10 protein-coding genes are annotated in these 13631 nt (G+C 62.1%); all 10 read right to left on the bottom strand.

Annotated elements, in window-relative coordinates:
* Positions 1-157 precede the first annotated feature (157 nt).
* The 10 genes from J3P97_RS12985 to J3P97_RS12940 all read right to left on the bottom strand — a co-directional run bounded on the left by J3P97_RS12985 (position 158) and on the right by J3P97_RS12940 (position 13322).
* Positions 158-1237, bottom strand: coding sequence for a tartrate dehydrogenase (locus tag J3P97_RS12985; RefSeq protein ID WP_434674389.1), 1080 nt, complete (start codon positions 1235-1237; stop codon positions 158-160).
* A gap of 33 nt (positions 1238-1270) precedes the next feature.
* The gene (locus J3P97_RS12980; RefSeq protein ID WP_434674388.1) at positions 1271-2728 is read right to left on the bottom strand and encodes an NAD-dependent succinate-semialdehyde dehydrogenase; all 1458 of its coding nucleotides are present in this window, start codon (positions 2726-2728) and stop codon (positions 1271-1273) included.
* Between the two features lie 337 nt (positions 2729-3065).
* Positions 3066-4223, bottom strand: a complete 1158-nt coding sequence (argE, locus tag J3P97_RS12975) for an acetylornithine deacetylase (RefSeq protein ID WP_434674387.1) — start codon at positions 4221-4223, stop codon at positions 3066-3068.
* Positions 4220-6061 carry an ABC transporter ATP-binding protein gene (locus J3P97_RS12970; RefSeq protein WP_434674386.1) on the bottom strand — a complete coding sequence of 614 codons (1842 nt, stop codon included), beginning with the start codon at positions 6059-6061 and terminating at the stop codon, positions 4220-4222. The genes argE and J3P97_RS12970 overlap by 4 nt, the downstream gene beginning before the upstream one ends.
* Position 6062: 1 nt before the next feature.
* Entirely contained in the window at positions 6063-6938 is an 876-nt protein-coding gene (locus J3P97_RS12965; RefSeq protein ID WP_434568485.1) for an ABC transporter permease, read from the bottom strand.
* On the bottom strand, positions 6935-7891 hold the full coding sequence (locus J3P97_RS12960) for an ABC transporter permease (protein ID WP_434574175.1): 957 nt from the start codon (positions 7889-7891) through the stop codon (positions 6935-6937). Before J3P97_RS12960 ends, J3P97_RS12965 begins: the two co-directional genes overlap by 4 nt.
* Positions 7892-7930: 39 nt before the next feature.
* Positions 7931-9577 (bottom strand): ABC transporter substrate-binding protein, encoded by a 1647-nt coding sequence (locus tag J3P97_RS12955; RefSeq protein WP_434674385.1) that lies wholly within the window; start codon positions 9575-9577, stop codon positions 7931-7933.
* A gap of 83 nt (positions 9578-9660) precedes the next feature.
* Positions 9661-10935, bottom strand: coding sequence for an NAD(P)/FAD-dependent oxidoreductase (locus J3P97_RS12950; RefSeq protein ID WP_434674384.1), 1275 nt, complete (start codon positions 10933-10935; stop codon positions 9661-9663).
* Between the two features lie 36 nt (positions 10936-10971).
* Positions 10972-11640, bottom strand: coding sequence for a haloacid dehalogenase type II (locus tag J3P97_RS12945; RefSeq protein ID WP_305494668.1), 669 nt, complete (start codon positions 11638-11640; stop codon positions 10972-10974).
* A 356-nt stretch (positions 11641-11996) separates the two neighbouring features.
* Entirely contained in the window at positions 11997-13322 is a 1326-nt protein-coding gene (locus J3P97_RS12940; protein ID WP_434604938.1) for an NAD(P)/FAD-dependent oxidoreductase, read from the bottom strand.
* Positions 13323-13631: the final 309 nt, after the last annotated feature.

Below are 13631 nucleotides of genomic sequence, written 5' to 3'. Positions count from 1 at the left end.
GACGCAGATTTCATGGCATACCGAGGAACCCTGTGGGAGCGAGCTTGCTCGCGAAAGGGCCAGCACATCCAATATCTTCATTGACTGACACACCGCCATCGCGAGCAGGCTCGCTCCCACAGTTGTGTCGGAGCAGGACCGGAGCACAACTCCCAGTTCAAAGCGCCCCCGCAATAGCCAGACCAACCTCCTGAGTCGACGCCTGTCCGCCAAGATCAGGCGTAATCGGCCCCTCTGCAATAACCCGCTCGATGGCCCTGAGAATTCCGTCATGGGCCGCGCGATAGTGTTCATCGCCATTACCCAGGAAGTCGAGCATCAAGGCACCGGACCAGATCATCGCAATCGGGTTGGCGATATTCCGTCCATAGATATCTGGCGCCGAGCCATGGACCGGTTCGAACAACGAGGGAAATCGTCGCTGTGGATCAAGGTTGGCCGAAGGGGCGATGCCGATGGTGCCGGCGCAGGCAGGTCCGAGGTCGGACAGGATGTCACCGAACAGATTCGACGCCACGACCACATCGAAACGGTCCGGCTGAAGCACGAAGCGTGCACAGAGGATATCGATGTGTTGCTTGTCCCAGGTGACGTCCGGGTACTGCTGCGCCATGAGCGCCGTGCGTTCGTCCCAGTACGGCATGCTGATGGAAATGCCGTTGGACTTGGTCGCCGCCGTCAGGCGTTTGCGCGGCCGGGTCTGGGCCAGGTCGAAGGCGAACTTGAGAATCCGGTCCACACCGCGTCGGGTGAATACCGACTCCTGCAGCACGAACTCGTGCTCGGTGCCTTCGAACATCTTGCCGCCGACCGAGGAATACTCGCCCTCGGTGTTTTCGCGAATCACCACGAAGTCGATGTCCCCGGCCTCGCGTCCGGCCAACGGACACGGCACGCCGGGAAACAGCCGCACCGGACGGATGTTCACGTACTGATCGAAGTCCCGGCGAAACTTCAGCAGCGAACCCCACAGGGAAATGTGATCCGGTACCTTGTCCGGCCAGCCCACGGCGCCAAAGTAGATCGCATCGAAGCCCTTGAGCTGTTCGAACCAGTCGGCGGGCATCATCTGCCCGTGTTCCAGGTAGTAATCGCAGTGGGCCCAGTCGAGCACTTCGATGCTCAGATCCAATTGCCATTTCTTCGCCGCCTGCTCCAATACCCGCAGCCCCTCCGGCAAGACTTCCTTACCAATACCGTCGCCAGCAATCGCGGCGATTCTGAATGGTTTGCTCATCAACCGTGCCTCCTCTTCAAATCGCTGACCGCATCACAACCCGCCGACGTGGAAGGCTTTGACTTCAAGAAATTCATCCAGGCCATACTTGCTGCCTTCACGCCCAAGGCCCGATTGCTTGATGCCGCCGAAGGGCGCGACGTCCATGGAAATGAGCCCGGTATTGAGGCCAACCATGCCGAACTCCAGGGCCTCGCCGAACCGCCATGAGCGGCGCAGATCCTGGGTGAAAAAATATGCCGCCAAGCCATAGGGCGTAGCGTTGGCCAAGGCGAGCGCCTCTTCTTCCGTGCTGAAGCGCATCAGCGGAGCAACCGGACCGAAGGTTTCTTCGTTGGCCAGCAGCATCCCGGCATGCGTCTCCCCGAGCACCGTCGGCTGGACGAACCGGCTGTCGCCCGTGGGGATTTCGCCACAAAGCAGGCGAGCGCCCTGGCTCAACGCCTCGTCGATGTGTCGAGCGACCTTGCTGACCGCCGCCGCGTTGATCAGCGGACCGATGTTCACCTCGGCCTCGAGGCCGTCGCCAACCTTGAGTTTGCCCACCGCCTCCACCAAGCGCTGGGCGAAGCGCTCGTAGATCCCATCCTGCACCAGAATGCGGTTGGCGCAGACGCAGGTCTGCCCGGCGTTGCGGAATTTGCTGAGCATGATGCCGGTCACGGCCTGCTCCAGGTCCGCGTCGTCAAACACGATGAACGGAGCGTTACCGCCCAGCTCCAGGCTCAAGCGCTTGATGTGTTCCGAACTCTGACGCATCAGCAGGCGTCCGACAGCGGTAGAGCCGGTAAAGGAAAGCTTGCGCACCGTCGGGTTGCCGGTCAGTTCCTCACCAATGCCGGCGGGCATGCCGGTCACGACGTTGTACACCCCGGCCGGAATCCCGACCCGCTCGGCCAGCACCGCCAGGGCCAGGGCCGACAGCGGGGTCAGGTCCGACGGCTTGACCACGATCGTGCAACCCGCGGCCAGGGCCGGTGCGCACTTGCGGGTGATCATCGCATTGGGGAAATTCCACGGCGTGATCGCGGCGCAAACGCCCACCGGCTGTTTGAGGGTCATCAAGCGTCGATCACCGCTGGGGGCCGGGATGGTTTCGCCGTAGATCCGTCGAGCTTCTTCGGCAAACCATTTGACGAAGCTGGCACCGTAGCGGATCTCGCCCTTGGCTTCCGCCAGCGGCTTGCCCTGCTCAAGGGTGAGGATCAACGCCAGGTCGTCGAGGTTGTCGATCATCGCCTGGTACCAGCGATCGAGCAGCGCCGCCCGTTCCGCCGCCGGACGTGCACGCCAGGCCGGCCAGGCACGGTCGGCAGCTTCGATGGCGCGCCGGGTTTCGCTGCCGTGTATCGCCGGTACCCGGGCAAGCACCTCGCCGGTGGCCGGGTTGATCACGTCCAGGGTGGCGGCGTTGTCGGCGCCGACCCACTGGCCGTCGATGTAAGCGAGTTCTACCAGCAGGCTGGGGTCTTTCAGGCGATTCTTGAGCATGACGTCGGGTCCTGTTCTGAGACAGCCTTCAGTCTATTGAGTCGCCCTGAACGAGGATGCTGAAAACGCCGGCGCTACAGCCACGAATGCTGAAAATCAGCCTTCGACGGCATAATGCTGTTCATTAAGGCAATCGGGGAACCCGTGGCGAGGGAGCTTGCTCCCGCTGGGCCGCGAAGCGGCCCCAAAACCTGCCAAACACTTAGTATCAGACACACCGCATCCGCCGGTTTACGACTGCTTCGCAGCCGAGCGGGAGCAAGCTCCCTCGCCACGGGTACGTCATTTTGTTAAGTGAACAGCATTACCTTCGACGGCAGGCTTTACTGCTGCACGATCAAATGCGCATCGAGCCCAGCAACCCTTGCAGAAAGTACTCACCCGCCTCCATCTGGCTGATCTCGATGTACTCGTCAGGCTTGTGCGCCTGTTCGATCGAACCCGGGCCGCAAACCACCACCGGTACATCCAGGCGTTGCTTGAACAAACCACCCTCGGTGCCGAACGAGACTTTCGCGGTGCCCGTGTCCGGGGCGGCAAAGTTTTTCAGGAACCGTACTGCTTCGACGCTCGGATGGGTGTCGAGACCCGGGTAGACGTTCAGGGTCTCGATTTCAATCGCAGCCACGCTGGAGAGCTTTTGCGCCTCGCGCACGATCAGTTCGGCCCGTTCGCGCATCTGCTCGAGGAAGCCGTCCAGGTTGTCCGCCGGCAAGTTACGCACTTCGAAATCAAGGGTGCACAGGTTGGGCACGATGTTCAGCGCCTTGCCGCCGACAATCTGCCCGACATGCACCGTGCTGTAGGGCACATCGTAATCGGTATCCCGGGCACCCTGCTCTTGCAACTGCTGTTGGCTCAGGCGCAGCGCGGCGATGAAATCGCAGGCCACATGAATCGCATTGACCGAGCGTGGCGCCAATGATGAGTGCGCCTCCAGCCCACGACAGTACGTACGGTAGGAACCCTTGCCCTTGTGCCCGAGAACGAACTGCATATGGGTCGGCTCGCCGATGACGCACAGAAACGGCCGGACCGGTGCCAGGTGCAACACATCCAGCAAACGCCGTACCCCCACGCAGCCGATCTCCTCGTCATGGGACAGCGCCAGCTGCAGCGGCCTGCTCAATGGCTGCCCGGCGGCATCGAGCATGGCGTCGATTGCCAGGGCGATAAAGCCCTTCATATCGCAACTGCCGCGGCCATAAATCCGTCCGTCCCGCACCGTCGCCGCAAATGCCGGGAAGGTCCAGGCCTGCCCCGCCGCCGGCACCACGTCGGTATGACCCGACAGCAGGATCCCCGGCACATCCCTTGGACCGGTACTGGCAAACAGGTTGGCTTTGTTGCCGCTGTCGTCCCGCACGATCAAGGACTCGATGCCCTTGGTCATGAGCAGATCGCGCACGTATTCGATCAAGGCCATATTCGATTCCGAAGAGACGGTGTCGAAGGCCATCAGCCGTTTGAGAATCTCCAATACACGGGATTTCATGCGTACGCCGCCACGGTCGGAGTGTTCGGTTGCTGGGTTTTCATCAGTTCGGCGCTGTCGTGGTGGCAAAGGATTTCGCTGCCACCGACTAACATCCGTCGGTCCGGCGCGACGCGGTTGCACAGCCCGTCGACCCGCACCGGGCAGCGACTCAGGAAGGTGCACAGCCCTGGCACAGCGGCTTTCGGGCCAATCGGCGGCAGCGTCTGGCAGGTCGTTGCCCCGCAGCTTTCCAGCCAGCCCTGGCGCAGTTCCGGTACGGAGTGGATCAACAGATCGGTATACGGATGGAACGGAGCCTCGGCATAGGATTGACGCGTACCGGCCTGGACCTTGTGCCCGCTGTACATCACCACGATGTCGTCACACAACGCGCGCACGGTGGAGATGTCGTGGCTGATGAACAGGTAGGACACTCCCAGCTCCTGGCGCAAATCGCGCAGCAATTCGAGAATTGCCGCACCGACCACGGTATCCAGCGCCGAGGTCACCTCGTCACAGAGGATCAGGTCTGGCTTGGCCGCCAAGGCCCGGGCCAGGTTGATCCGTTGCTTCTGTCCGCCGGACAGTTCGTTCGGACGCCGGTCCGCCATCGTCCGGGGCAAACGCACCAGGTCCAGCAGCTCGCCGATACGCTCGCGCAACGCCGCGCCCTTGAGGCCGAAATACATCTTCAGCGGGCGGCTCAGGATCGTGCTGACGCTGTGCATCGGATTGAGTGCGGTGTCGGCATTCTGGAAGACCATCTGTATGCGTCGGAACTGCTCCTGGGTACGCGACGACAGGCTGCCGCCCAGGGGTTGACCATCGAAGGACAACCCGCCAAGGGCTGGCTGCAACAACCCGGCCACCACCCGTGCAAGGGTCGATTTGCCCGACCCCGACTCACCGATGACGCCGATGGCCTGGCCTCGGCGAACCGTCAGGTCGATGCTTTCCAGCACGCGAATCGCTGGCATGCCCTGGGCATTCTTGTTGCCGTAGCCGGCGGTCAGCCCCTGGATGGTCAGCAACGGCGTGTCTTGCGCGATGTCGCTGGGCGGACGGATCGTCGTGTCCGGCCGCGCCGCCGCCAACAGGCTGCGGGTGTATTCGTGGGCCGGGCCCTTGAGCAAAGGTGCCGTGGCGCTGTGTTCGAAGATCTCGCCGCCATTGAGCACCACGATCTGATCAGCCATCTGCGCCACGACCGCCAGGTCGTGGGACACATAGACGGCCGTGGCCCCACGCTCGCGGACAACCCGTTTGAAGGCCCGCAGCACATCGATCTGGGTCGTTACATCGAGGGCCGTGGTCGGCTCGTCGAGCACCACCAGCAATGGATCGCTGATCAGCGCCATGGCCGCCATCACCCGTTGCAGCTGCCCGCCGGACACCTGATGAGGATAGCGCTGGCCGATACGCTCCGGGTCTGGCAAGGCCAGGTCACGAAACAGCTCGATGGCCTTCGCCTCAAGCACCGCCCGGCTACCCAGGCCATGAATCAGCGCGCCTTCCACTACCTGGTCGATGAGTTTTTTCGCCGGGTTGAACGCCGCTGCGGCGCTCTGGGCGATATAGGACACGCGGTTGCCGCGCAACTTCTGCAACTGGCTCTCGCTCAACGCCAGCATGTCATCCTCGCCGATTTGCACCACGCCGCCCGCCAGCCGGCAACCGCGTCGGGCATAACCGAGCAATGCCAGGGCAATGGTGGTCTTGCCGGAACCGGACTCACCGATCAACGCCAATACTTCGCCTTTTTGCAGGGAGAAGCTGACCCCCTTGACGATGTCCACCTCCTCGCGCTCGCCGCAGGCGACCACGCGCAGGTCCTGTACCCGAATCAATTCGCTCATTTCAATGACCTCCCGTACGTCGGCTACGTCGCGACGACAACCGGTCGATGAACAGATTCACGCCGATGGTCAGGGTGCCGATGGCCAGGGCAGGAATCACGATGGCCGGCGCCCCCTGATTGAGGCCGCCGATGTTCTCGCGCACCAGCGAGCCAAGGTCGGCATCCGGTGGTTGCACGCCCAGCCCGAGGAAACTCATGCCACTGAGCAGCAGCACGATGAAACCAAAACGCAGGCCCAGGTCCGCCAGCACCGGATTGAGGATGTTCGGCAGGATTTCCACGCAGGCGATGTACAGTCGGCGCTCGCCCCGGGTACGGGCCACTTGCACGTACTCCAGCGCTTCGATATTCACCGCCATGCTGCGGGCGATGCGGAAGGCACCGGGGGTGTAGCTCAACACCGCCGTGCAGATCAGCAAGGTGACCGAGGAGCCGAAGGCCGAGACCATGATCAGCGCTAGCATCTTGCTCGGGATCGAAATGAACGCGTCCATCAGGCGGCTGATCAGCTCATCCAGCCACTTTGGCGACACCACCGACAACAGCGCCAGACTGGTTCCCAGGGTGCTCGACAGCACCGCGGCCACCAACGCCAGGCCGACGGTGAAACGCGCGCCGACAAGAACCCGGCTGAGCATGTCGCGGCCCAGGTAATCGGTGCCGAACGGGTACGTCGCGCTGAGGCTGTCGAAGACATTGTCGGAGACCACTTCGCCCACCGGATGCGGCGCCAGCCACGGGCCGAAAATCGCCACCAGCAACCAGATCACACACATCGCGGCGCCGGCCAGGCCAAGCCAGGACTTTGCGTGGGCGTCTTTGCCCAACCCCAGCGCAGCGGCCGCCGTCGGCGATTTCACAATGAGGTTGTTCATTGGTTTCTCAGCCTCGGATTGGAAAGAATCGCGCACAGGTCGGCGATCAACACCAACGCCAGGTACGCCGTACAGAACAACATGGTGCAGGCTTGAACCAGGGCCATGTCGCGGTTGGTCACGGCATCGACCATCAGGCTGGCAATGCCGGGATAGTTGAAGATCGTTTCGACGATCACCACCCCGCCCAACAGGTAGGACAAGCTCAGGGCGATGGCATTGGCAATGGGGCCGATGGCATTGGGCAAGGCATGCCGGAGCACGATACGGATATTGCTCACGCCCTTGAGCCGGGCCATTTCCACGTAAGGGCTGTCGAGCTGATCGATCACGGCTGCGCGGGTCATGCGTGACATTTGCGCGACAATCACGCAGCACAGCGTCATCACCGGCAATGCGTAGGTGCGCATGAATTGCCAGGGGGACGTGATGTCACTGGCGTAGGACAGCGCCGATAACCAACCCAGGTTCACGGCGAATATCAGCACCGCCAAGGTGGCGACCAGAAACTCCGGCACGGCCACCATGGTCAAGGTGAAAAAACTCAGGAAGCTGTCGAGGCGCCCGCCTCGGCCCATGGCCGAGCCGATGCCCAGGGTCAACGCCACGGGCACCGACACCAGGGCCGTGGCAGCGGCGAGCATCAAGGTGTTGGGAACCCGGCCGGCCATCAGCTCGATCACCGGCGTGGCGTTGGACATCGACATCCCCAGGTCACCGCTGAGCAGGCTCGTCAGCCAATGCAGGTAACGCAACACACCGGGCTGGTCCAGGCCCATTTTGGTCCGCAGGGCCGCCACCTGTTCCGGCGTGGCGAACTGTCCCAGCGCCTGCTGCGCCGCGTCCCCCGGCAGCACCGCCGTGATGGCGAACACCACCATGGAGACAATCAACAAGGTCACGATCGCCGCCCCCAGACGGCGGCCGATCAACCACAGTGTGTTGCTATTCATCATCCGACCCTCGTGCAATGTGGCCCAAACCGACCTTCATCAGGCATCCAGCCAGATCTGCTCGGCGAACATGTAGCCCATGAAACCGCCCAGGGGATTGGCGCCGTAGCCTTTTACACGCTGGTCGGCACCGTCGATGTTGCTGATGAACACCGGTACGCCGATGCCTCCGTGCTCATGCACCAGCACTTGCATGTCGGCGTACATCTTGCCGCGCTTGGCCTCGTCGGTTTCACCGCGGGCCTGTATCAACAATTGGTCGAACTGCTCGTTTTTCCAGCCTGATTCGTTCCAGGGCGCGCTCGACTGGAAGAACTGCGAGAACAGCATGTCGGCATTCGGTCGCGGATTGATGTTGCCAAAGCTCAGCGGGTGCTTGGCCCAGTGGTTGGACCAGTAGCCATCGCTCGGCAGGCGGTTGACGTTGAGCTTGAGCCCGGCCTCCTTGGCGGACTGCTGCAGCAGCACCGCGATGTCCACCGAACCGGTCGCCGCGGGCGAGCACATCAGCGGCATGCTGATGCTTTCCATGCCGGCCTTCTTCAGCAGGGATTTGGCCTGCTCGGGATCGTAGGCCCGTTGCGGCAAATCGGCGTTGAAGAAGCGTGCCCCGGGCGCGATCGGATGGTCGTTGCCGACCCGCGCATAGCCACGGAAGATCGCCGACTTGATCTGTTCCCGGTCCAGCAGCAACTTCATCGCCTGGGTGAACTCCGGGCTTTTGCCGGGCATCTGGTCCTGACGGATGATCAGGTCAGTGTAGTTGCCCGACGGCGAGTCGATGACCCGGTGCCTGGCGCTGTCCTTGATGCGGGTCGTCGAACGCGGGTTGACCTCGTTGACGATGTGCACGTCCCCTGAAAGCAAGGCGTTGATCCGGGACGATTCGTCGGCAATGCCGATGAATTCGATCTCGTCCAGGTACGGCAGGCCGGGCTTCCAGTAATTGCTGTTGCGCACGCCGACGGAGCGCACCCCGGGCTTGAACTCCTTGACCTTGAACGGACCGGTACCGATGCCCTGGCTGAAATCGCTGGTGCCTTCCGGCACGATCAACATGTGCGAGACGGCAAGGACCGACGGCAGTTCAGCGTTGGGGCCGCTCAACTGAATCTGCACTTCATGGGTGCCAACGGCTTTGACGTCGGCGAACTGCGACGCCAGCGGCAGGACCTTGGAGCCGGTGATCGGGTCCTTGTGCCGCAACAGCGAAAACACCACGTCGGCGGCGGTCAATGCCTTGCCGTTATGGAAGGTCACTTCCTTGCGCAGGCTGATCACCCAGAGCGTGGCGTCCGTGGTCTCGATACGCTCGGCCAGTTCCAGTTGCGGCACCATGTGGCTGTCAAAACGCGTCAGCCCGTTGTAGAACATGTAATGGCGTACGTAGTCGGTGGACGACGAACCTTTGGCCGGGTCCAGGGTGTCGGCGGTGGAACTGGTCGAGCCGGCGACGCGGATCCGCCCGCCAGGCTTGCCTTTGCCTGGGCTGGCGGCCTCCTCATCGGCGAACAGCTTGCCGGCGGCGCCGAACAGGCTGCCGGCGCCCGCCACGACCACCCCGGCCAACCCGAGCATCTGCAATGCATTGCGGCGTGACATGCCGCGATTGAGCCCTTCGAAAACGCGCAGACTTTCCGTACCTGTTATCAGCTGGGTATCGATACTGTTTTTTTTGTCAGTCATGTCGGTTCTACCTTTCGCAAATGATAAGGCTCGATTGCTCGCGCTATACGCAATGTGATGAAACCTGAAGCGTCCCTCGCCACTCAGTGCAAATAGTCTTGAAGACGGTAATACGCACCTACCAGCGGCAGGAACCAGGGCTTGCCAAAATGTCCGGGGATCGCCGGCCAGTCGAGTTCGCGCCAAGGGTTGGCCTCGACCTTGCCGGCCATGACGTCGGCCATGACCTGGCCCATGTGCACCGACATCTGCACGCCATGGCCGCTGTAGCCCATGGAGTGATAGACGCCGCCGTGCTGGCCGGCCCGGGGCAGCCGATCGGAGGTCATGTCCACCAATCCGCCCCAGCAATACTCGACCTTGACGTGGGCCAGCTGCGGAAGCATCTGCACCATCGCCGCGTGCAGGACTTTGCCGCTCTTGGCATCGGACACACTGTCGGACATGGCGAACCGCGCCCGCCCGCCAAACAGCAAGCGGTTGTCCGGCGTGATCCGAAAGTAGTTGCCGATCATCCGGCTGGTGACATAGGAGCGGTGTGCCGGCAGCAAACTGTCGATCAAGGCCTGCGGCAACACCTCGGTGGCGATCACAAAACTGCCCACCGGCACGATTCGCCGCCGATACCAACCCAACCCACCCTGCTGGCAGGTGCCGGTGGCCAGCAGGATCTGCGTGGCCTGTAGCGAACCCTTGGTGGTATTGACCCGATAGCCACCGGCGCTGGTTTTCCAGTCGGTTACGGATACGCCTTGGAAAATCAGCGCGCCGTGACGGGCGGCGGCTTCGGCCAACCCTACTCCGAAGCGTCCGACATGCATCTGCACGCCGTTACGCTGCAGCAAGCCGCCATGGAACTGGGCCGAGTTCACTTCAGCCCGGGTTTCTTGCGCAGACAGCAACTCGACCTCGGCATCGACCTCGCGCCGGATCAATTCGCAAGTACGTGCCAACCCTTCGTAGTGCAGGGGCTTGGCCGCCAACTTGAGCTTGCCATTGCGCTTGAAGTCGCAGGCAATCTGCTCTTGCTCCACCAGCGAGACGACACTCTGCACGGCGCTTTCATAGGCCTGGTAATAGGCGCGCGCCTTGTCGGCGCCGAGGCTGGCACTTAATGACGCGTAGTCCTGGGCGACGCCGGTGTTGCACTGGCCGCCATTGCGCCCCGAAGCCTCGCCAATGACCCGCCCGCCTTCCAGCACCACCACATTGGCGCCCTTCAAGGCCAGGGACCGGGCGGCCGCCAGGCCAGTGAAACCGCCACCGACGATGGCCACATCGACCTGCCCGGGCAACGCACCGAGCTGGGCACCGGTAAATGCCGGTGCGGTATCGAGCCAATAAGACTCACTGCCCATGTCTAACCCCTTATGCCTTGAAGCGTGCAATGAGACTCAGAGACCGACCAGACCGGCCAACCCGCCGATGTCCGGGATCTGGTGGTAACCAAAGGCCGCGTTCGCCGGTTGCTCATGACCCCGGGCCACGAAGGCTTTGTGCTTGATCTTCATGTCATGGGCCGACATCAGGTCGTAGCGGAAGCTCGAAGACACATGCAGGACATCCTCCGGCCCGCAGCCGAGGTTATCGAGCATGTACTCGAAGGCCGCCAGACGTGGCTTGTAGGCTTGGGCCTGTTGAGCCGTGAAGACTTTATGAAAAGGTGCGCCGAGCTTGTCGACGTTGGACATGATCTGCTCGTCCATCGCATTGGAGAAAATCACCAGGGGAATCTTGTCGGCGATTTTCGACAGGCCTGCCGGTACGTCGGCATGTGGGCCCCAGGTCGGTACGGCATCGTAATAGAGCTGGCCTTCGCCTTTGTATTCGACACCCCAACGCTTGCAGACCCGGGCCAGGGCAGTCTTGAGAATTTCATCATAGGGCCGCCAGTCGCCCATCACCTGGTCCAGCCGGTAGGCCGAGAAATCCTTGACGAACTGATCCATCTGCTCGGCTGGGACCCGATCGGCGAACAGCTCGCGCGTCATGGTCCCCATCTGAAAGTTGGTCAACGTGCCATAGCAGTCAAAGGTAATGAACTTGGGGCGAAGGAAGCTCATGAGTGCGGTCCTGAGTGATGGTTGAGGTCATGAGGGGCAAGCGGTTGCTCGTTCTTGAAGCCTGGCTGCAACGCTGCATCACGGTTTTATTACAGCATCATGAGACCGCGCATAAACGGTTAAAAGTATAGGCCGCTTGGCACAAACCACCGTTTTTCGGGGCCCGCTCAGCAGACTGTGCGGGATGCGCCAAGCCCGGGCATCTGCACCTTTTTCAGGGTGTTCGCGGCCATTTATGGTGCGCAAAAAACCAGTCGAACCGCCGCCAGCGGCAGAATCCACCCCGCCAACGAGAACGGGCGCATTCCCTGAGGATGCGCCCGTTGCTTGTGTTGCCGGTGAGATTTGTACTGGCCTCAGAACTCCGCGACTTTGCCCCAGGCTGAAGACTGGAATCGATCTGGGTGATAAGGACGCGGGTCAACCAGGGGAGGCATGTCGCTGACAATGTCGGCGATCAAGTGGCCCGCGCCAGGGCCAATGCCGAAGCCATGGCCACTGAACCCCGCCGCCAGCACCAGGCCAGGCAGGCTCGCTATTTCGCCAATGCCCGGGACGCCATCAGGCGTGCTGTCCACATAACCTGCCCAGGCAGCGGTGACTGACGAGTTTTTCAGCATCGGGATCAGGTCGACCGCGCGCTTGTAAGTCAGCTCGACAACCGATGCATCGGCTGCAGGATCGAGGATGCGCATCCGCTCCATCGGGGTTGGCTGGTCCAACCGCCAGCGGCCCAGGCCTTCATGCCCCGACTGGAAGCCTTGCAGACCACCGGGCGCCAGCTTGCGCCAGCGGCGCTGGAACATCGGCAGGAACTGCGGAGCGAACCGCAACAGCTGCGGGGTCGGGTCAACGCGCCCTCTGCCACTGATGGCCAGCGTGAAACCGCCATCAGAGCGACGGGTCATGGAGACCTCGTCCGTGTGGAGTGCGTCCGGTATCTCTTCGGCGCCCTTGGAGACCGACAGTATCGTCTGGCGAATGGACGCCTGGGGAAACCGGATGCCGTACTGACGGCAGAACGAGGACGCCCATGCGCCACCGGCCAGCACCGCGAGCCTGGTGCGAATGGTGCCCTTTTCGGTAACGACCGCGGATAGCCGGCCGCCTTCGGTCTCGATCCCACGCGCGGCGCAGCCCTGATGCACCGTGCCGCCCAGCTTGATGATTGCCCGCGCAACCGCCGGGGCGGCACGGGACGGGTCCGCCGTACCGTCGGTCGGCGAGAAGACCCCGCCTTTCCAGGACTTGCCAGTCACCCGGCCATGTTCTGCAGCCTGTTCCGCCGTCAGCATGTGCGTTGTGACATTGACGGTACGGGCAAACTCACCCCACTTTGCCCAACCCGCCAGTTCTTTCTCGTTGTTGCTCAGATAGAGCAAGCCACACCTTCTGAATCCGGTGTCCTCGCCGGTCTCCGCGGCGAACTGTTCCCACAGCTCCAGGCTCTTGGTCGACAGCGGCAGCTCACGAGCGTCCCGATTCTGCTGACGGCACCAACCCCAGTTTCGACTCGATTGCTCCGCCCCCACGCGCCCCTTCTCCACCAGCGCGACCTTCATGCCGCGCTTGGCCAGGTAATAGGCCGTGAAGGTTCCGATAATGCCGCCGCCGATCACCACAACGTCAGCGTGCGTCGGCAGTTCAGAATTCGTCTCTACGGAAGTTAACGGTGCAGGCATTTTGGGATGTCCATTGAAGGGCGGTGAGCGGTGGCGTTATTACAACACCATGAAACCGTGCATAAACGGCTAAAAGTATAGGCCGCCTGGTACAAAGCACCGTTTTGCGCGACCTGTTCAGCAGACTTTGCGGGACGCTCCGAACCCGGTCGTTGCGGTCGGAAACGTCAGAGCCTGGCAGGCCATGGTTAATGGGAAGTTAGCCTGGCAGATACGGCAGATTCTCCTTTGGGCACTTGAACAACGGCATATTTTGTCCGGACCGCTTTGTTAGCTTATTGAGCAGACTCGACATGCCGCTCTAAAGGA

The sequence above is a fragment of the Pseudomonas sp. R1-15 genome (assembly GCF_051132085.1).
Classification (GTDB): domain Bacteria; phylum Pseudomonadota; class Gammaproteobacteria; order Pseudomonadales; family Pseudomonadaceae; genus Aquipseudomonas.
The sequence above is the reverse complement of the archived record's forward strand: the minus strand, read 5'-3'. Positions and strand labels throughout refer to the sequence as shown.

Excerpts from the sequence above, each read along its gene's own strand:
- J3P97_RS12985 (WP_434674389.1), bottom strand. The coding sequence starts at position 1,237 with ATGAGCAAACCATTCAGAATCGCCGCGATTGCTGGCGACGGTATTGGT.
- J3P97_RS12980 (WP_434674388.1), bottom strand. The coding sequence starts at position 2,728 with ATGCTCAAGAATCGCCTGAAAGACCCCAGCCTGCTGGTAGAACTCGCT.
- argE (WP_434674387.1), bottom strand. The coding sequence starts at position 4,223 with ATGAAATCCCGTGTATTGGAGATTCTCAAACGGCTGATGGCCTTCGAC.
- J3P97_RS12970 (WP_434674386.1), bottom strand. The coding sequence starts at position 6,061 with ATGAGCGAATTGATTCGGGTACAGGACCTGCGCGTGGTCGCCTGCGGC.
- J3P97_RS12965 (WP_434568485.1), bottom strand. The coding sequence starts at position 6,938 with ATGAACAACCTCATTGTGAAATCGCCGACGGCGGCCGCTGCGCTGGGG.
- J3P97_RS12960 (WP_434574175.1), bottom strand. The coding sequence starts at position 7,891 with ATGAATAGCAACACACTGTGGTTGATCGGCCGCCGTCTGGGGGCGGCG.
- J3P97_RS12955 (WP_434674385.1), bottom strand. The coding sequence starts at position 9,577 with ATGACTGACAAAAAAAACAGTATCGATACCCAGCTGATAACAGGTACG.
- J3P97_RS12950 (WP_434674384.1), bottom strand. The coding sequence starts at position 10,935 with ATGGGCAGTGAGTCTTATTGGCTCGATACCGCACCGGCATTTACCGGT.
- J3P97_RS12945 (WP_305494668.1), bottom strand. The coding sequence starts at position 11,640 with ATGAGCTTCCTTCGCCCCAAGTTCATTACCTTTGACTGCTATGGCACG.
- J3P97_RS12940 (WP_434604938.1), bottom strand. The coding sequence starts at position 13,322 with ATGCCTGCACCGTTAACTTCCGTAGAGACGAATTCTGAACTGCCGACG.